This is a genomic window from Brevirhabdus sp. (assembly GCF_052826345.1).
The window spans coordinates 13,028-30,516 of record NZ_JBRBUA010000062.1; the positions used below are offsets into that span (position 1 = coordinate 13,028).

Genomic DNA, 17,489 nt, shown 5'->3' on the forward strand with positions numbered 1-17,489 from the left:
CGAGCCCGCCTGCGCCAACGCTCACCACAAGGAGCCGACCATGGTGACTGACACCGATGCGCCCCCCCCCGAACGCGGTTCGCGTTCGTCCGAGGATTCTGCTGCGGGCGCTGCCGCGTCGGATGCCGGATGGGGCCCCTTCGGGCGCCCGCTTTTCGACGATCCGGCCGCGCAGTCGCTGTCGCGGGTGGGGGTCGTCGATGTGGGCTCGAACTCCGTGCGCATGGTGGTCTTCGACGGGGCCGCCCGCAGCCCCGCCTATTTCTACAACGAAAAGATCCTGTGCGGGCTGGGCGCCGGGCTCAACAAGACCGGGCAGCTCAATCCCGATGGCCGCCGCCGCGCGCTTTCCGCGATCAAGCGTTTCGACCTGCTGTCGCAGTCGATGGGCATAGCACCGCTGACCGCCGTGGCCACCGCCGCCGTGCGCGAGGCCTCCGACGGGCCGGAATTTCGCGCGCAGGTCGAGCGCGAAACCGGCATCAAGCTATGGGTCATCGACGGCGCCGAGGAGGCCCGCCTGTCCGCGCAGGGCGTGCTGCTGGGCTGGCCCGGCGCCAAGGGGCTGGTCTGCGACATCGGCGGGTCCTCGATGGAACTGGCCGAGGTGGCGGACGGGCGTGTCGGGCGGCGCGTAACCTCGCCGCTGGGGCCGCTCAAGCTGAACGGCATCAGCGGCGGGCGCAAGGCGGTGAAGGCGCATATCAAGGCGGTGATGGCCGATCTGGTCGAACAGATGGGCGGCGGACACAAGCGGATCTATCTGGTCGGCGGCTCCTGGCGCGCCTTTGCCCGCCTCGACATGGAACGCCGCCAATACCCGCTGTCGGTGCTGCACGAGTACCGGATGACGCCCCGCTCGATCCAGAAAACGGCGAACTGGCTGACCGAACACGACCCCGATGAGCTGCGCCAGCGCACGGGCACGTCTTCAGGGCGGATGGCGCTGGTGCCGCTGGCGTCGCTGGTGCTCAAGGAAATGGTGCGCAGCTTTCAGCCCAAGGAAATCTACACCTCGGCCTACGGCATCCGCGAGGGGCTGCTTTACGAACAGATGCCCGAGCGCCTGCGCAAGCGCGACCCGCTGATCGACGCCTGCCGGTTTTCCGAACAGCACAACGCGCGCCAGCCGGGGTTCGGCAAGCAGCTTTACCATTTCCTGCGCCCGCTGTTCCGCAATGCCCCGTCGGAACGGCGCCGTCTGGTGCGCGCGGCCTGCCTGCTGCACGACGTCAGCTGGCGCGCGCACCCCGATTACCGCCATGAGGTCTGTTTCGACAACGCCACCCGCGCCAATCTGGGCGGGCTGGATCATCCCGGGCGGGTGTTTCTGGGGCTGGCCCTGTTGCACCGCTACAAGAACACGCGCAGCGGCTCACGGTTCGAGCCGGTGCTGGACCTGCTGACCGAGAGGGAGGTGCAGGAGGCCGAGGTCCTGGGCAAGGCCATGCGTTTCGGCGCGATGTTCTCGGTCGACGATCCCGACCGGATGGGCCATCTGGAATGGTTCCCCAAGAAACGCCTGCTGCGCATGGTGCTGGACGAGGAAAGCCGCGACCTGTTCGGCGAGGTCGCCGGCGCGCGCTTCAACGCGCTCGCGGTCGCGCTGGAAGCGGAATCGGACGTCGTGTTCCCCAGAAAGCCGAAGCCCCGGAAACCCGCGAAGACACAGCCGGAGGCATGAGCGCGGGTCGCGCAGGCGCTTATAGTTCGACTTCGCCCTCTTCGGGGGTCTCGGGCACCAGCGGGATCTTGCGGCGGATGATGATGTCGCCGTTCGGCAGAACCTCGGGCAGATGATAGGCGTCGACATCGTCGATGGCGCTGTCGAGCCCTTTCAACAGGGGTTGCAGATCGTCCATCAGCCCGCGCAGGATCATCCGCGACCCCCGCGACAGCAGATCCAGCCCGCCGGAAAGGCCGCCGCCCTCCTCCGTCCCGTCGGAGGGCGCGTCGGGCGATCGCGCCTCGGGTCGCGGCGTCTCGGATTGCGGCGTCTCGGATTGCGCGTCCGACTGGGCCACGGCGGCCTGCGGCGCCGAAAGGGCCCCCAACGCGGCGATCGCCAAGGCGGAGAGAAGCGCGTTCTGTTTCATAGCCGAAAAGAATAGCGCGCGCGCCGCCGCGTTAAAGAGCCGCCGCGAAAAAATCTCGTCCGTCAGCACGCCGCAGGCGCGCACGGCCCGCGCAGCATCGCCCCTATGACCAAAACACGCGCACGCGGCCAAGCACGGCACGCAGAAACGGCGGCGGCGGGGGCTCGGCGAGCCTCAGCGGGCCTCCTGGACGTGGCGTGCCGCAGCGCCGGTATTGATTTCCTCCCAGGCGCGGTTGATGGCGATCAGGCGGCTTTCGGCCAGTTTCACGGCTTCTTCGGGCACGCCGCGCGCGATCATCCGGTCGGGGTGCGTGTCGCGCACCAGCGCACGCCAGGCGTGCCGCGCCTGATCGAGCGTCGCATCGGGCGGCACCCCCAGAACGTCATAGGGATCGGGCGCGCAACCGACCACGAACCGCGCGCGCAGCCTGCGGAAATCGCGCTCGTCGATGCCGAAAATCGCGCTCACGCGGGACAGGAAATCGTTTTCGTTCGGATGATAGTGGCCGTCGGCCATCGCGATATGGAACAGCCCCTCCATCAGATCCCCGAGCACGGGCGTGTCATTGCCGAACATCGCGGCGATGCGGCGGGCGTAATCCTCGAACCCGGCGACATCCTGACGCGCCATGTCGAACACGCGCGCGGCATTCTTTTCCTCCGAGGGCGGAATGGTGAAGATCTCGCGGAACGCCGAGACCTCATCGCGGGTGACGCGGCCATCGGCCTTGGCCATCTTGGCGCCCAGCGCGATCACCGCGATGGTGAAGGCGACCGAGCGCTGCGGCGGCGTGCGCAGCCGCTCGAAAACCGCGCTCAGCGGCTCTCCGCCGGTCAGGGCGGCAAGGGCATCGGCAATGCGGGACCAGAGAGACATGGTTCACAGGAATTTCTGCATGAGGACAAGATCAAGTAGCGCGCCGTTCTTGAACCCTACCTGCGGCAGACGCGCCACCTCCAGATAGCCCATTGCGGCGTGAAACCGCACCCCCGTGGCATTGGCCGCGCTGACACCGGCCATCATCGCGTGGATCGAACGCTCGCGCGCATGATGTTCCAGCGCGCCCAGCAGCTGGCGGCCCAGCCCCAGGCCGCGGGCTTCCTCGGCCAGTATGATCGTATGTTCCATGCAGCGGGCGTAGCCCACGCCGTTGCGGAATTGGCCGTAGCAGGCGAACCCGGCCAGGCGGCCCTCATGCAGCGCCACCAGAAAGGCGTGATCCTGCGCCCGCTTGGCCCGCAACATCGACTGAATGTCGGAGGCCGCCGGTTCGATGCTGTTGAATGTGGACAGCGTGTCGCGGATCACCGGCGACCAGATGTCGGAAATGAAGGCACTGTCGCGGTCTTCGGCGGGGCGAATCATTCCAGCGTCCACCGGCCCGAGGGCGTGTCGATCTTGGCGCGCAGCGTGGTGCGCACCGAATGTTCGATCTCGATGCGCGGGTCCTGAAGGAACGGCGCCAGCGCCTTTTCCAGCTTGCGCGGGTCCGGCACACCCAGCCGCAAACCGTGAAGCCTGCATCCGCGATCCTGCAGCCGGGGCGCCGGATGCGCGCGGCTCAGCCATTGCATCAGCGCGGGAAAGGCGCCCTCGAACGGCAGGGTGCCGCTGTCGGGCACGCACATGCGCCACCTCAGATCGCCCCGCGACACTTCGACCGGGGTGCCCGCGCCCTCGGGCGCGAGGCGCAGGGCGGTCTCCAGATCGTCGACCGCCAGCACCCAGGCGCCGATGCGCGCGGGCCCCGCCATGCGGTCGAGGTCGAACCAACGGGGATGATCGGGCGGCCTTGCCTCCGGATCGATCGCGATGACCTCGAGATATTCCTGTGGACCAAGGCTCAACAAGGCGTTGTGGGTTGCCATTTCCGGATGATGCCCCCCCTGCTGAAGCTGCGTCCCGAGGGCGGTTTCAACATCAGCCGTGCCAAGTTCCAGATCCGTCGCGGTGATTGCCAGATGATCGAATGTGGCGCGCATCCCCGATCCTTCTATTGTCCGATGCCGAGAGTGTATTGTGCCCGCCTGCCGAAGACGAGGCACAAAAGCATTGAAATTCGGTCGTCGATGCCCAGTTGTACGAAAACAAATTTGGAAGCCAAGGGCATTTCATGACATTGATGCGCACTCTCGACCGGTTCTTTCGACACGAAGCGGCCGGAGGCGTCCTTTTGCTCGCCTCCGCCATTGCCGCGCTGGCGGTGGCGAACTCGGCGCTGGCGCCGGTCTATGAGGACACGCTCGCCTCGACGCTGAAAATCACGCTCAACGACGAGGGCTTGGAAAAGTCCCTGCTGCTTTTCATCAACGACGGGTTGATGGCGGTGTTCTTCCTGCTGATCGGGCTGGAACTGAAGCGCGAGGTGCTGGACGGCCGCCTGAAAGATCCCAAGGACGTGATGTTGCCGGGCGTCGCCGCCGTGGCGGGCATGGTCCTGCCCGCGCTGGTCTTTTTCGCGATCAACCGCGGCATCGGCGAGAATCTGTCGGGTTGGGCGATCCCCGCCGCCACGGACATCGCATTCGCGCTGGGGGTACTGGCGCTGGTGGGCACGCGGGCGCCCGCGTCGCTCAAGATCTTTCTGTTGACGCTGGCGATCCTGGACGATCTGGGCGCCATCATCATCATCGCGCTGTTCTATACCGCCGATCTCAAGATCGACTATCTGCTGCTGGGGCTGTTGCCGCTGGCGGGGCTGGTGTGGCTGAACATGCGCGGCACGCACCGTATCGCGCCCTTCCTGCTGCTGGGGCTGATCCTGTGGTTCCTTGTCCTGCGCTCGGGCGTTCATGCGACGCTGGCGGGCGTGGTCACGGCGCTGTTCATTCCGCTGACCGACAAGTGGAACAAATCGCCCCTGCGCTCGCTGGAACACGGGCTGTCGCCCTATGTGTTCTACCTGATCGTGCCGATCTTCGCCTTTGCCAACGCGGGCGTGGTGCTCAAGGGCATGTCGCTGGCGGATCTGCTGTCGCCGCTGCCGCTGGGCATCGCGCTGGGGCTGGTGGTGGGCAAGCAGCTGGGGGTCTTCGCCGCGACCTGGCTGATGGTGAAATCCGGTGCCGCCCGCATGCCGCACGGGGCCAACTGGCCCCAGATCTACGGCATCGCCTGCCTGGCGGGCATCGGGTTCACCATGTCGCTGTTCATCGGCTCGCTCAGCTTTACCGATGCGGCACAGATGAACGCGGTGCGCCTGGGTGTGCTGGCGGGATCGGCGGTGTCTGCGGTGATCGGCTTTGGCGTGCTGATGGCCTTCGCCACACCGCAGCGGGAAAAGACCCCGCAAGCCGCCGCGCCCCCCCTGCCGGAGTAACGGTGCCGTCAGCCGCGCTCCCGCCCGGGGGCGCGTGCCGCGGGATCCGTGCCGGCCGGATCTTCGACCCATTCCAGCGTCTGCACCCCGGCGCGCCCCAGCGCCAGCAAGGCCAGTTGTCGCGGCAGGCGGTTGATCTCATGGAAACCGCGCTTGACCCTGCGCCATTTCAGGCGCCAGCCCTCGGGGCGCGCGGCCTTGCCCAGCGCCGCGATGTCGGAGTTGTAGCCATAGGCGCGCTGCGTCGCCATCGCCGGACGGATCACCGCAGGCGCGAACCGGCGCGCCAGCCGCGAGACATTGGCGTTGAAGAGCAGATGATCCACCGGCACCCGGACCCGCCCGCGTTGCGCCAGCGCGGCCTGTGCCGCCGCGCGCGACAGGATGTAGGCCGCGCCGCCGACGTGCCGCGATTCCAGCCGGTGCAGCGCGCGCCCGTTGGGCAGCACGCACAGCGGCGGGCCCAGCAGCACCCGGGACGGGCGGTCGCCGAATTTTTCCAGTTTTATCACATCCACCCCCGCGGGGATCCAGTCGTCATGACGCAGGATCGGCGCGCTATCGCGTGCGAGGTAGGCATCGTCTTCCAGAAACAGCGCAAAGCGCGCGGGGCTGTCGAGAAACGCTTGCCACGCGGCAAAATGGCTCGCCGTGCAGGCCCGGTCGCCATCGCCCAGCCGCCCCAGCGGCCCCGATGCGCGCACCAGCCGGTCCAGATCCTGCGGGGGGGTCTGGCGCGCGTCCACCGCATCGCTGCGCTGCCATTCCAGACCAAGCCCGTCCAGATGCGCGCCGATCCGTTCAAGGCGGTCGGGACGGCGCGCCAGGTTGATGATGTAGATCGGGATGGCCTGGGCGGCGGGCCCGGTTGAGGGATCTGTTTTCATCCCCTGCTTCTGCCACGAAGCGCGCCGCCACGCCACCGCGTGTTCACCCCCCTCGCAAGCCGTCTGCCGATGGCCGACCGCGCCCCAGCCGCGCCCCAGCCGCGCCTCCCGCCGCGCTCTCGGCACCTATCCCGGTTCCGGCCCGCCGCGGCGGCCCCTCCCCTGGTGCCTCGCATCCCCAGTAGGCATCCCGGACCCGCGCCGCCAGGCGCAGGCCCCCACTCAAAGGGTTTCAGGCACGCGCCGCGCGGATCAGCTCGAGAATGTCGCGCGCGGCCTCGGGGATATTGGTGCCGGGGCCGAAGATCGCGGAGACCCCCGCATCTTTCAGAAAGGCGTAATCCTGCTGCGGGATGACGCCGCCGCAGATAACGATGATATCGCCCGCGCCCGCGTCCTTCAGCGCCTGCACCAGCTTGGGGGCGAGGGTCTTGTGCCCCGCCGCCTGACTGGAAATCCCGATGACATGCACATCGTTGTCGACGGCGTCCTGCGCGGCCTCCTCCGGGGTCTGGAACAGCGGCCCCACATCGACGTCGAAGCCGATGTCGGCAAAGGCGGTCGCGATCACCTTGGCGCCGCGGTCGTGGCCGTCCTGACCCATCTTGACCACCAGCATGCGCGGGCGGCGGCCCTCCTCCTCGGCGAAGGCCTCCACCTCCTTCTGGATGGTGGCGAACCCCTCGTCGCCCTCATAGGCAGAACCGTAGACCCCCGCGAGCGTCTTGATCTCCGCCCGGTGGCGCCCGAATATCTTTTCCATCGCCATGCTGATCTCTCCGACCGTTGCGCGGGCGCGCGCGGCCTCGACCGCCGCCTCCAACAGGTTGCCGCCCTCCTGCGCGCGGCGCGACAGCTCCGCCAGGGCGGCGTCGCAGGCGGGCTGGTCCCGCTCCGCGCGGATGCGTTCCAGCGCCGCGACCTGCCCCTGCCGGACCTTTTCGTTGTCGATGTCGAGGACGTCGATCTCGTCCTCCTTGTCCAGCCGATACTTGTTGACGCCGACCACGACATCCTCGCCCCGGTCGATGGCCGCCTGCCTGCGCGCGGCGCTTTCCTCGATCCTGAGCTTGGGCATCCCGCTGGCCACGGCCTTGGTCATGCCGCCCATTTCCTCGACCTCCTCGATCAGGGCCCAGGCGGCATCGGCCAGTTCGGCGGTCAGCTTTTCCACGTAATAGCTGCCCGCCAGCGGATCGACGACATTGGTAATGCCGGTTTCTTCCTGCAATATCAGTTGCGTGTTCCGTGCGATCCGGGCGGAGAAATCGGTCGGCAGCGCCATTGCCTCGTCAAAGGAATTGGTGTGCAGCGACTGGGTGCCGCCCAGCACGGCGCTCATCGCCTCAAAGGCGGTGCGCACGATATTGTTGTAGGGGTCCTGCTCCTGCAACGATACGCCCGAGGTCTGGCAATGGGTGCGCAGCATCGAGGATTTCGGGTCCTGCGGCGCGAATTCCTCCATGATGCGCGCCCACAGCAGCCGCGCGGCGCGCAGCTTTGCGGCCTCCATGAAGAAATTCATCCCGATGGCAAAGAAGAATGACAGCCGCGGCGCGAATTTATCCACCGCCATGCCGCGCCCGATGGCCGCGCGCACGTATTCGCGCCCGTCGGCCAGGGTAAAGGCCAGCTCCTGCACCAGGTTCGCGCCGGCTTCCTGCATGTGGTAGCCGGAGATCGAGATGGAGTTGAAACGCGGCATGTCCCGGCTGGTATATTCGATGATGTCGGCGACGATCCGCATCGACGGCTCCGGCGGATAGACATAGGTGTTGCGCACCATGAATTCCTTGAGGATGTCGTTCTGGATCGTACCCGACAGCTGCGCCCGGTCGACGCCCTGCTCCTCGCCCGCGACGATGAAAGAGGCCAGCACCGGGATCACCGCGCCGTTCATCGTCATCGAGACCGACACCTTGTCGAGCGGGATGCCGTCGAAGAGGATCTTCATGTCCTCGACCGAGTCGATCGCGACGCCCGCCTTGCCGACATCGCCCACGACACGCGCGTGATCGCTGTCATAGCCGCGGTGCGTCGCCAGATCGAAAGCCACCGACACCCCCTGCTGCCCCGCCGCCAGCCCGCGGCGGTAAAAGGCGTTGGATTCCTGCGCGGTGGAAAAGCCCGCATATTGGCGGATCGTCCAGGGCCGGCCCGCGTACATCGTGGCCTTTACGCCGCGCGTATAGGGCGCCTGACCCGGCAGGCTGTCGAGATGCGAAAGCCCGTCCAGATCGTCTTGCGTATAGACCGGCTGCACCTCGATCCCTTCGAGCGTGTGCCACACCAGATCGTCGGGGCTGCGGCCCCGCAGGTCCATTTCAGCGCGTGATTTCCATTCCTCTCTGCGATGTGTCACGGGTCTGTCCTTTTCTGTAAACCGGTGCGGTCGGCGGGGCGAATGCATCCTGCGCCTGCGGCCTCACGTGCATGTCGTGGTAGCGGACGATGCCCTCCGCACCCTGGCGCAGCCAATCCAGATCCTGCCTGTAGGCGGCGTCCAGAGCCTCCAGATGCGGGGGGGCGAAGGGTTGCCAGCGGTCGGTGCCGGGCGGGATGCGCGCCACCTCCTCGCCCCGGTCGCGCAGGACCCGCCGCAGATCGTCCGCGCAGGGCGAGCGGTGATGCCAGGCGCCCGCCGTGGCACCCGGCAGAGAGCTGTGGCGCCCCAGCGCGATGCCCAGCTGGCGCGCAGGCTGCGCGATCAGCGCCTCGAATGCCCAGACGTCCAGCGGGGACTGGGCGAACACCTGCGCCACCTCGCTCAGCACGTCGCGCCAGCGCCGGGGCTGGTCGACCAGACGGTCCAGTTGCGACAAGCCCGGGGCCGGATGGCCCACGGGGATCGCATAGGCCAGCGCCGAGCCCCACCATGCCGCATAGCCGCGGATCGCCATGACCACGCGTGTCGGATGATCGGCGAAGGCGGCGGCGAAACGGTGCAGCCGCGCCCCCGCATCGGGGTAGAGCCGCTGCGCCGTCAGCGTGTGGCGCAGCGCGCCGATCATGTTCTCCTCCGACACGATCAGCTGCCGCACCCCCGATTGCGCCAGCCGGTCGAGTTCCATGCGGATCAGCCCGCAGGACCGGGCGCCAAGCGCCGCAATGTCGGGGGTCACGCGATCGCGCCGCCGGATCAGCCCCTGAAACAGGCCGCTCCGCGTCCTGTCGGGTCCCCAATGCGCAACCCCCGCCGCCGCAAGCGCCGCGCGGTTGTCGCGCAGGTACCCCTGAAAGCTGGTCGTGCCGGTGCGATGCGCGCCCAGATGTAAAATGACCTGCACTCGCGGCCCCTCCTGCGTTGGCGACAGGGTCGGACGGCCTCCGGGTCTGTCGGTTCACCGCAAGCATGGACAGCACCCGCTGAGCATGGACTTAACGCGCGCTGCGCGAAATAGGTGGGATTGCATATTTTCCGCCCCCGCCGATTGCACCTTAGCAAAGCGGTCCAAAGCCTTTATATCAAATTGGAACGGAGGCCTGATGAAAACGCTGCTGACGATTGTTCTTGCCGCATTAATCGCTGCGGGCGCCCAGGCGCAAACCTTTGTGGTGGAGCCCGCGGCGCCCTCGCTGATCGACCACTGGAAAGAAGATCCGACCGTCGTATTCGACGCAATCGATGTGGATTTGAACGATTTAAAATGGCTGGCGCGCCCCGTGGTGGTCTTCGCCGACACGCCCGCGGACCCCAATTTCATCCGCCAGGTGGATTTGCTGGCCGCCCGCCCCGGCCAGTTGGCCGAGCGCGACGTGATCGTCATCACCGACACCGACCCCGAGGCACGTTCCGCGCTGCGCCAAAAGCTGCGCCCGCGCGGCTTTGCGCTGGTGCTGATCGGCAAGGACGGCGGCATCAAACTGCGCAAGCCGTTTCCCTGGGACGTGCGCGAGATATCGCGCGCCATCGACAAGACCCCCCTGCGCGAGCAGGAGCTGCGCGAACGCCGCAACATCAACCAGTGATGCGCCGAGCCGCGGTGCGCAGGCCTTGGGGGCGCAGCCGGCGTCACGCGAATTCCATGATCACATCGTCCACCGCCAGGCTGTCGCCCGCGGCGGCGTTGACGCGAGCGACCACGCCGCGGCGTTCGGCGCGCAGGATGTTTTCCATCTTCATCGCCTCGACGGTGCACAGCGGCTGACCTTCCTGCACCTCCTGGCCTTCTTCGACGTCGATCTTGACGATCAGACCCGGCATCGGACACAGCAGCATCTTCGAGGTGTCGGGCGGCTGTTTCTCGGGCATCAGCGCGGCCAGTTCGGCCTGGCGCGGGCTGCGCACATGCACCTTGAGATCGGCGCCGCGGCTGCGCATGCGGAACCCGCCGGGGATCTTGCCGACCTTCAGCACCAGAGGCTGCCCGCCCACGTCCAGCCGCGCCAGCGTCCGGCCCGGCACCCAGTCCGAGGCGACGCGCAGCGCCTCGCCCCCGTCGAAGCGGACGGTGGCGCCGGATGGGTCGGCCGCTTCGATGCCGACGGCGAACCGCTTGCCTTGCAGGGTGATCACCCAATCGGTGCCGACGTGGCGTTCGTGATTGCCCAGTCGCCCCGACACGCGGCTGCGCCGGATTTCGGCCACCCGGTTCATCGCGGCCGCCGCGGCGGCGATCCGGCGCAGCGCGGTGTCGTCCAGCGTCGCGCCCTCGAAGCCGTCGGGGTATTGCTCGGCGATGAAGGCGGTGGTGATCTCGCCCGCGACGAACTTGGGGTGATCCATTACCGCCGACAGGAACGGCAGGTTGTGCCCGATGCCCTCCAGCTCGAAACTGTCGAGCGCCACGCGCATCGCCTCGATCGCTTCCGGCCGCGAAGGCCCCCAGGTGCAGAGCTTGGCGATCATCGGGTCGTAGTACATCGAGATCTCGCCGCCCTCATAGACGCCGGTGTCGTTGCGCACGACATGGGTGTCGCGCACCACCTCTTCGGGCGGGCGATAGCGCGACAGCCGTCCGATGGAGGGCAGGAAGTTGCGATAGGGATCTTCGGCATAAAGCCGGCTTTCCATCGCCCAGCCGTTCAGCGTGACATCCGCCTGCGCCAGCGACAGCGGCTCGCCGTTGGCGACGCGGATCATCTGCTCGACCAGATCGACGCCGGTGATCAGCTCGGTCACCGGATGTTCGACCTGAAGTCGGGTGTTCATCTCGAGGAAATAGAAATTGCGCTCGCCGTCGACGATGAATTCCACCGTGCCCGCACTGGTATAGCCCACCGCCTGCGCCAGCGCGACCGCCTGCGCGCCCATCGCGGCGCGGGTTTCCTCATCCAGAAAGGGCGACGGGGCCTCTTCGATGACCTTCTGGTTGCGCCGCTGGATCGAGCATTCCCGCTCGCCCAGATAGATCGCGTTGCCCTGCTGGTCGGCCAGCACCTGGATCTCGATATGGCGCGGCTGCGTGACGAATTTCTCGATGAAGATGCGGTCGTCGCCGACGCTGCTCGCCGCCTCGTTCTTCGACGACTGGAACCCCTCGCGCGCCTCTTCGTCGTTCCAGGCGATGCGCATCCCCTTGCCGCCGCCGCCCGCACTGGCCTTGATCATCACCGGATAGCCGATTTCCGTAGCGATGCGCACGGCCTCTTCGGCATCGGCGATCAGCCCCATGTGGCCGGGCACGGTCGACACGCCCGCCTCCTGCGCGATCTTCTTGGAGGTGATCTTGTCGCCCATCGCCTCGATCGCGCCCTTGGGCGGGCCGATGAAGGCGACGCCCGCAGCCTCCAGCGCCTCGGCGAATTTCGGGTTCTCCGACAGGAAGCCATAGCCCGGATGCACCGCCTCGGCGCCGCTGTCGCGGATCGCCTGCATCACGCGGTCGATGACGATATAGGACTGGTTGGCGGGCGCCGGGCCGATGTGCACCGCCTCGTCGGCCATCCGCACATGCAGCGCGTTGCGGTCGGCGTCTGAATAGATCGCGACGGTGGCGATGCCCATCTTGCGCGCGGTCTTGATGACCCGGCAGGCGATTTCACCCCGGTTGGCGATCAGGATCTTTTTGAACATTGCGCGGCTCCGTCGTGTGAACGCTCCGGCCGTCGGGGCCGGTGGAAATACAAAAGCCCCGCCGGTTCGCACCGACGGGGCCCTTGCAATTCAGATGATGCGCCGCCCCGGGGGGCGATGCGCGCGCGATCAGCGGCGGCGGCAGACGCCGGCGTCGTCGCAGAACACGCCCGCAGCGGCGCCGATGGCGGCGCCGGTCGCGACGTTGTTGTCGGTCGCATCGGCAACGGCCGCGCCGATGCCCGCGCCGACGACGCCGCGCTCCAGATCCGTGTCGCAGGCCGCGACCGTGAGTAGAAGAACGGCGGGAATTGCCAAGGCTTTGTAACGCATGTGTATGCTCCTTCGAGTGTGGTGACGTGCAGTTTGATACTGGACGTCTTTTTATCGCGCGATCCCGCTTTGCCCGTCAACGCGCAAGCGGAGAGTGCCTGCATCCAGTGGCGGGAAGGCGCCGTGAAAAAACGGGGTCCGGCCCGATCGGACACAGACCCCGCAGAAAGGGAAGGGTAACGGTTTTGGTCAAGAAGGCCAGCGGCTGCGGACGCAGAGCCTACCTTCGCCCGCAGCCTGCCGCAGGAAAATCCGAGTGAAAAGCGCGAAATGCGCGCCGGAGCGGCGTTAGCTGAAATTTGCCAAAACGGATGGAAAAACGGCAAGTTCACGCCTGTTCCCCATCCTCGAACAAATCCGGGTCGAAAGCCTCGGGGAAAGAGGCGCGGGCGCGGGATTCGTCGATGACCAGAAGCGCCTCGTAGCTGGCCGGGTCGAAGGGGTCTTCCGCCGCGACGACTTCCCGGCCCCAAAGCCACGAAAGACGGCCGGCGTCGAGGTTGCCGCGCTCGAAAGGGTCGGTGCCGAAATGATGCCAGAGCGCGGCCATGAAGCCCGTGTCGGCGCGCCGGTCGGCGGCCCGCCGGTCGGCGTAGCGTTCCAGCCGCTTGAGCGGCGTGGCGCCCGCCTTGTTAGGGCGGCGGATGACGAATTGGTAATCGGTGCCCGGCAGACGGCCCGGAAAGCCGCGATGCTTCAGCATGGGCGCTGCCGCCCGGCTTGCGCCGTGTCGGGAACAACAATGGGGGGCAACACGGGGGCAGAAACGGCGGCCGCGCTGGCAGCCGGACCCCTGTTCACCTCGCCGCAGGCAGGATCGGCCGAGGTGGGGCGGGCGGGCCAACGCGCCCGCCCGCGCCGCGTGTCACCGGAACTTGCCGGTGAAGACAGGCTCCGCCACGACGGCGTCGGGTTCGACGAACACGACCTCTTCGCGGGGGGCCGTGCATGCGGACACGAAGGCCGCAAGGCCGATGGCCATGACTGACTTGATGCTGTTCGACATCCTGCTCTCCAAGCTGCTGTCGCGCCGACCCTCCGGGCACGGCGGGCGGGACGCGATGACTGACAGATCACGTTTTTGCGATCCTCTTCGACATTAGCGCAATTGGATTGAATTCCATACGAAAAAGGCAGGCCGGGCCGGGTTTGTGTCGCCGACGCATCAGCCTGCGCATCGCCTGCCGCCCACCGGACGGCGGGGGGCGCGACGCGACAGGCGGCAAGGTTCCGGGGCATCAGTAGAACTCCATCATGCAGGCGCCGTCCTCGACCCGGTAGGCCTCGTTGAACTGGATGACATCGGGGTCGGAGGTGCCACGCTCGAGCGGGCGGTTCAGCATGGTGACGACGACCTGATGGATCTGCGCACCCTGCCGGGCACGCGCATCGAATTCGCGCACCCCCTCGCTGTTGCAAAGATAATCCAGATCCGGCGCGCTCGCCTCGTGATCGAAACCATTGCCGCCGCCGCCATCGCGCACGATCTGCGGTGCCAGGTAGCGCAGGATCAGCCACGCCTCCTGCTCATGCTCCTCGACCACGGCCTCGAGCAGTTCGACCGGCTGGCCGGACGGCACGGCGATCCGGGCGAGGGACGAAAGACCGCCGGGCGTCGGCAGCACCGCACGCACCGGCTGCGCCGCATCGTCGGCCTGCGCGGGGGCGGCCGCAGCGAGCGCGGCCAGCGACGACAGACAGACGGCAAGCACTGCGCCCCCCGCCCGGGCGGCGCGCGCAACGGCGCGGCGGGAGCCTCCGGCGGGGATATTTCGGACCAGAAGAAAGCGTGTCATGCACGGACCTTACAGCGGGATGTTGTCGTGTTTCTTCCACGGGTTTTGCAGACGCTTGCCGCGCAGCGAGGCGAAGGCGCGGCAGACCCGCCTGCGGGTGGAGCGCGGCATGATGACCTCGTCGATGAAGCCCTTTTCGGCCGCAACGAAGGGGTTGGCAAAACGATCCTCGTAGTCCTGCGTGCGGCGCGCGATCTTGTCGGGCTCGCCCAGCTCGGAGCGGTAGAGGATCTCGGTCGCGCCCTTGGCGCCCATCACGGCGATCTCGGCGGTGGGCCAGGCGTAGTTGAAATCGCCGCGCAGATGTTTCGAGGCCATCACGTCATAGGCGCCGCCATAGGCCTTGCGGGTGATGACCGTGACCTTGGGCACCGTCGCCTCGCCATAGGCGAAGAGCAGCTTGGCGCCGTGCTTGATGACGCCGCCCAGTTCCTGCCCGGTGCCGGGCAGGAAGCCGGGCACGTCGACCAGCGTCAGGATCGGGATCTCGAAGGCATCGCAGAAGCGCACGAAGCGCGCGGCCTTGCGCGCGCTGTCGATGTCGAGGCAGCCCGCCAGCACCATCGGCTGGTTGGCCACCACGCCGACGGTGGAGCCTTCGAGCCGGATGAAGCCGGTGATGATGTTGCGCGCGAAGTCTTCCTGAATCTCGTAGAAATCGCCCTCGTCGCCCAGTTTGTGGATCAGCTCCTTCATGTCGTAGGGCGTGTTGGCGTTTTCGGGCACCAGCGTGTCGAGGCTGTCCTCGATCCGGGTGACATCGTCGAAGAAGGGGCGGACGGGCGGTTTCGACTGGTTGTTGAGGGGCAGGAAATCGACCAGTCGGCGCACTTCGGCCAGCGCCTCGACGTCATTCTCGAACGCCCCGTCGGCCACCGAGGACTTGCGCGTGTGGGTCGTGGCGCCGCCCAGCTCCTCGGCAGTGACGACCTCGTTGGTGACGGTTTTCACCACATCGGGGCCGGTGACGAACATGTAGCTGCTGTCCTTCACCATGAAGATGAAATCGGTCATCGCGGGCGAGTAGACCGCCCCGCCCGCGCAGGGCCCCATGATGACCGAGATCTGCGGGATCACGCCCGAGGCCATGATGTTGCGCTGGAACACCTCGGCGTAGCCCGCGAGGCTCGCCACGCCTTCCTGGATGCGCGCGCCGCCCGAATCGTTCAGCCCGATCACCGGCGCGCCGTTCTGCATGGCCATGTCCATGATCTTGCAGATCTTCTGCGCGTGGGTTTCCGACAGCGAGCCGCCGAAGACGGTGAAATCCTGGCTGAACACATAGACCATGCGGCCGTTGATCGTGCCCCAGCCGGTGACGACGCCATCGCCGTAGGGGCGGTCCTGCTCCATTCCGAAATCGGTGCAGCGGTGGGCGACGAACATGTCGAATTCCTCGAAGCTGCCTTCATCGAGCAGCAGTTCGAGCCGTTCGCGTGCGGTCAGCTTGCCCTTGGCGTGCTGCGCATCGATGCGACGCTGCCCGCCGCCCAAGCGCGCCTGGGCGCGGCGGTCTTCGAGTTCTTCGAGGATGTCCTTCACGGTGCCGTCTCCCTTTGATCCGCCTGCGAGGGTATGCAAGTCACAGGGCGATGAGAAGGAGTTTTCGGAATATTTGCAAATCATTCTCCGCAGCACTTCATCAAAATGAATATATGCAAACATAGCGCGCGTCCCGCCCTGCCCCATCCCACGCGCAAGCACGCATTCGCGTTTTGCTGTGCATCAGCGCACATGGACAAGACTCGGCGGCGACCCTAAACCCTGCGGGATGCAAAATCCCGTGACGGTACGGTTTCTGGACCGCACCACCCCGCCCCACATCCTCACGCTCGTTCTCGTCGCCGGCCTTTCGGCGATGAACATGAGTGTGTTCCTGCCATCGCTGCCCCGGATGACCGAGTATTTCGACACCGACTACGGCGTGATGCAGTTGGCGGTGTCGCTCTACCTGGCGATGACCGCGATATTGCAGGTGTTCATCGGGCCGATTTCCGACCGTTTCGGCCGACGTTCGGTCATCCTGGGCAGCATCGGGGTCTTTATCCTGGCCACTGCGGGCTGTCTCTTCGCGCCCAGCGTGGAGATCTTTCTGGTGTTTCGCATGATCCAGGGCGTGGTCGTGGCGGGCATGGTTCTCAGCCGTGCGACGGTGCGCGACATGGTGCCCGAGGAGCAGTCGGCCTCGATGATCGGCTATGTGACGATGGGCATGTCGCTGGTGCCGATGTTCGCGCCCGTGATCGGCGGCAGCCTGGACGCGCTGCTGGGCTGGCAGGCCACATTCGTGTTCCTGATCTTCTTCGGCGTGCTGGTGTTTTCGCTGGTCTGGGCGGATCAGGGCGAGACGCTGGTGCGCAGCAACCTGAGCTTTGCCGAACAGGTGCGCAGCTATCCCGAACTGCTGCGCGCGCGCAGGTTCTGGGGCTATGTCTTTGCGGCCGCGTTCTCCTCCGGGGCGTTTTTCGCGTTTCTGGGGGGCGCGCCCTATGTCGCCTCCGCCATCTATCGGATCAGCCCTTCGGTCACCGGCATCCTCTTCGGCCTGCCCGCCGTGGGCTATGCGCTGGGGAATTTCCTGACCGGGCGCTATGTGACGCGCTTCGGGATCAACCGGCTGATCTGGATCGGCGCGCTGATCACCACCACCGCGATGGCAGGCTCGCTGGTGCTGACCTACGCGGGGTTTGCGCATCCGGCCGTGTTCTTCGGGCTGTGCACCTTCGTGGGGCTGGGCAACGGGCTGGTGCTGCCCAATTCCACCGCCGGGATGCTTTCGGTGCGCCCCAAGCTGGCCGGCACGGCAAGCGGACTGGGCGGCGCGATCATGATCGGCGCGGGCGCGATGATGTCGGCCGTGGCGGGTGCCGTGCTGCAAGGCAGCGCGGGGCCGCAGCCCCTGCAATGGATGATGTTCGCAACCTCGGCCATGTCGGCGCTTTGCGTGGCCTATGTGGCGCGGCGCGAACGGGTCGTGGCGACAGCCTGAGCTTGCCCGCCGGGGTTTGCAAAGATTATAAGACCCCATCGCAAACCCGC

The 17,489-nt window shown here is 66.8% G+C and carries 17 protein-coding genes; 4 read left to right on the forward strand and 13 right to left on the reverse strand.

Going from position 1 to position 17,489, the window contains the following annotated elements; genetic code table 11:
* Positions 1-40 precede the first annotated feature (40 nt).
* On the forward strand, positions 41-1,684 hold the full coding sequence (locus ACU0BR_RS07860) for a Ppx/GppA family phosphatase (RefSeq protein ID WP_446156299.1): 1,644 nt from the start codon (positions 41-43) through the stop codon (positions 1,682-1,684).
* A 19-nt stretch (positions 1,685-1,703) separates the two neighbouring features.
* Here the strand turns inward: ACU0BR_RS07860 and ACU0BR_RS07865 are convergent, their stop codons facing one another.
* The 4 genes from ACU0BR_RS07865 to ACU0BR_RS07880 form a co-directional block, all read right to left on the reverse strand.
* Positions 1,704-2,024, reverse strand: coding sequence for a hypothetical protein (locus ACU0BR_RS07865; protein WP_446156300.1), 321 nt, complete (start codon positions 2,022-2,024; stop codon positions 1,704-1,706).
* Between the two features lie 246 nt (positions 2,025-2,270).
* Positions 2,271-2,975: a TerB family tellurite resistance protein gene (locus ACU0BR_RS07870; RefSeq protein WP_446156301.1), complete on the reverse strand. Its 705-nt coding sequence runs from the start codon at positions 2,973-2,975 to the stop codon at positions 2,271-2,273.
* Between the two features lie 3 nt (positions 2,976-2,978).
* Complete coding sequence (locus ACU0BR_RS07875) at positions 2,979-3,464, reverse strand: N-acetyltransferase family protein (protein ID WP_446156302.1); 486 nt, start codon at positions 3,462-3,464, stop codon at positions 2,979-2,981.
* Positions 3,461-4,081, reverse strand: coding sequence for a VOC family protein (locus ACU0BR_RS07880; protein ID WP_446156303.1), 621 nt, complete (start codon positions 4,079-4,081; stop codon positions 3,461-3,463). The genes ACU0BR_RS07875 and ACU0BR_RS07880 overlap by 4 nt, the downstream gene beginning before the upstream one ends.
* Positions 4,082-4,212: 131 nt before the next feature.
* On the opposite strand from ACU0BR_RS07880, the gene nhaA reads away from it, so the two are divergent.
* Positions 4,213-5,418: a Na+/H+ antiporter NhaA gene (nhaA, locus tag ACU0BR_RS07885; protein WP_446156304.1), complete on the forward strand. Its 1,206-nt coding sequence runs from the start codon at positions 4,213-4,215 to the stop codon at positions 5,416-5,418.
* 8 nt (positions 5,419-5,426) lie between these two features.
* Here nhaA and ACU0BR_RS07890 read toward each other — a convergent pair whose 3' ends face one another.
* From ACU0BR_RS07890 to ACU0BR_RS07900, 3 genes are all read right to left on the reverse strand, one after another.
* The gene (locus ACU0BR_RS07890; protein WP_446156305.1) at positions 5,427-6,305 is read right to left on the reverse strand and encodes a glycosyltransferase family 25 protein; all 879 of its coding nucleotides are present in this window, start codon (positions 6,303-6,305) and stop codon (positions 5,427-5,429) included.
* 232 nt (positions 6,306-6,537) lie between these two features.
* The gene (scpA, locus tag ACU0BR_RS07895; protein ID WP_446156344.1) at positions 6,538-8,628 is read right to left on the reverse strand and encodes a methylmalonyl-CoA mutase; all 2,091 of its coding nucleotides are present in this window, start codon (positions 8,626-8,628) and stop codon (positions 6,538-6,540) included.
* Position 8,629: 1 nt separating this feature from the next.
* On the reverse strand, positions 8,630-9,592 hold the full coding sequence (locus ACU0BR_RS07900) for a hypothetical protein (RefSeq protein ID WP_446156306.1): 963 nt from the start codon (positions 9,590-9,592) through the stop codon (positions 8,630-8,632).
* A gap of 199 nt (positions 9,593-9,791) precedes the next feature.
* On the opposite strand from ACU0BR_RS07900, the gene ACU0BR_RS07905 reads away from it, so the two are divergent.
* The gene (locus tag ACU0BR_RS07905) at positions 9,792-10,274 is read left to right on the forward strand and encodes a DUF4174 domain-containing protein (protein ID WP_446156307.1); all 483 of its coding nucleotides are present in this window, start codon (positions 9,792-9,794) and stop codon (positions 10,272-10,274) included.
* 43 nt (positions 10,275-10,317) lie between these two features.
* Here the strand turns inward: ACU0BR_RS07905 and ACU0BR_RS07910 are convergent, their stop codons facing one another.
* The 6 genes from ACU0BR_RS07910 to ACU0BR_RS07935 form a co-directional block, all read right to left on the reverse strand.
* A complete protein-coding gene (locus ACU0BR_RS07910; RefSeq protein ID WP_446156308.1) occupies positions 10,318-12,321 on the reverse strand; it encodes an acetyl-CoA carboxylase biotin carboxylase subunit in 2,004 nt (667 codons plus the stop codon).
* 129 nt (positions 12,322-12,450) lie between these two features.
* The gene (locus ACU0BR_RS07915; protein WP_446156309.1) at positions 12,451-12,654 is read right to left on the reverse strand and encodes a hypothetical protein; all 204 of its coding nucleotides are present in this window, start codon (positions 12,652-12,654) and stop codon (positions 12,451-12,453) included.
* Between the two features lie 328 nt (positions 12,655-12,982).
* A complete protein-coding gene (locus ACU0BR_RS07920; RefSeq protein ID WP_446156310.1) occupies positions 12,983-13,357 on the reverse strand; it encodes a hypothetical protein in 375 nt (124 codons plus the stop codon).
* A gap of 162 nt (positions 13,358-13,519) precedes the next feature.
* Entirely contained in the window at positions 13,520-13,660 is a 141-nt protein-coding gene (locus ACU0BR_RS07925; protein WP_446156311.1) for a hypothetical protein, read from the reverse strand.
* A gap of 232 nt (positions 13,661-13,892) precedes the next feature.
* Entirely contained in the window at positions 13,893-14,450 is a 558-nt protein-coding gene (locus tag ACU0BR_RS07930) for a DUF6497 family protein (protein WP_446156312.1), read from the reverse strand.
* Positions 14,451-14,459: 9 nt separating this feature from the next.
* Entirely contained in the window at positions 14,460-15,992 is a 1,533-nt protein-coding gene (locus ACU0BR_RS07935) for an acyl-CoA carboxylase subunit beta (RefSeq protein WP_446156313.1), read from the reverse strand.
* 229 nt (positions 15,993-16,221) lie between these two features.
* On the opposite strand from ACU0BR_RS07935, the gene ACU0BR_RS07940 reads away from it, so the two are divergent.
* The gene (locus ACU0BR_RS07940; RefSeq protein ID WP_446156314.1) at positions 16,222-17,439 is read left to right on the forward strand and encodes a multidrug effflux MFS transporter; all 1,218 of its coding nucleotides are present in this window, start codon (positions 16,222-16,224) and stop codon (positions 17,437-17,439) included.
* Positions 17,440-17,489 lie beyond the last annotated feature (50 nt).

Excerpts from the sequence above, each read along its gene's own strand:
- ACU0BR_RS07860 (WP_446156299.1), top strand. The coding sequence starts at position 41 with ATGGTGACTGACACCGATGCGCCCCCCCCCGAACGCGGTTCGCGTTCG.
- ACU0BR_RS07870 (WP_446156301.1), bottom strand. The coding sequence starts at position 2,975 with ATGTCTCTCTGGTCCCGCATTGCCGATGCCCTTGCCGCCCTGACCGGC.
- ACU0BR_RS07875 (WP_446156302.1), bottom strand. The coding sequence starts at position 3,464 with ATGATTCGCCCCGCCGAAGACCGCGACAGTGCCTTCATTTCCGACATC.
- ACU0BR_RS07880 (WP_446156303.1), bottom strand. The coding sequence starts at position 4,081 with ATGCGCGCCACATTCGATCATCTGGCAATCACCGCGACGGATCTGGAA.
- nhaA (WP_446156304.1), top strand. The coding sequence starts at position 4,213 with ATGACATTGATGCGCACTCTCGACCGGTTCTTTCGACACGAAGCGGCC.
- ACU0BR_RS07890 (WP_446156305.1), bottom strand. The coding sequence starts at position 6,305 with ATGAAAACAGATCCCTCAACCGGGCCCGCCGCCCAGGCCATCCCGATC.
- scpA (WP_446156344.1), bottom strand. The coding sequence starts at position 8,628 with ATGGACCTGCGGGGCCGCAGCCCCGACGATCTGGTGTGGCACACGCTC.
- ACU0BR_RS07905 (WP_446156307.1), top strand. The coding sequence starts at position 9,792 with ATGAAAACGCTGCTGACGATTGTTCTTGCCGCATTAATCGCTGCGGGC.
- ACU0BR_RS07910 (WP_446156308.1), bottom strand. The coding sequence starts at position 12,321 with ATGTTCAAAAAGATCCTGATCGCCAACCGGGGTGAAATCGCCTGCCGG.
- ACU0BR_RS07915 (WP_446156309.1), bottom strand. The coding sequence starts at position 12,654 with ATGCGTTACAAAGCCTTGGCAATTCCCGCCGTTCTTCTACTCACGGTC.
- ACU0BR_RS07920 (WP_446156310.1), bottom strand. The coding sequence starts at position 13,357 with ATGCTGAAGCATCGCGGCTTTCCGGGCCGTCTGCCGGGCACCGATTAC.
- ACU0BR_RS07925 (WP_446156311.1), bottom strand. The coding sequence starts at position 13,660 with ATGTCGAACAGCATCAAGTCAGTCATGGCCATCGGCCTTGCGGCCTTC.
- ACU0BR_RS07930 (WP_446156312.1), bottom strand. The coding sequence starts at position 14,450 with ATGACACGCTTTCTTCTGGTCCGAAATATCCCCGCCGGAGGCTCCCGC.
- ACU0BR_RS07940 (WP_446156314.1), top strand. The coding sequence starts at position 16,222 with ATGCAAAATCCCGTGACGGTACGGTTTCTGGACCGCACCACCCCGCCC.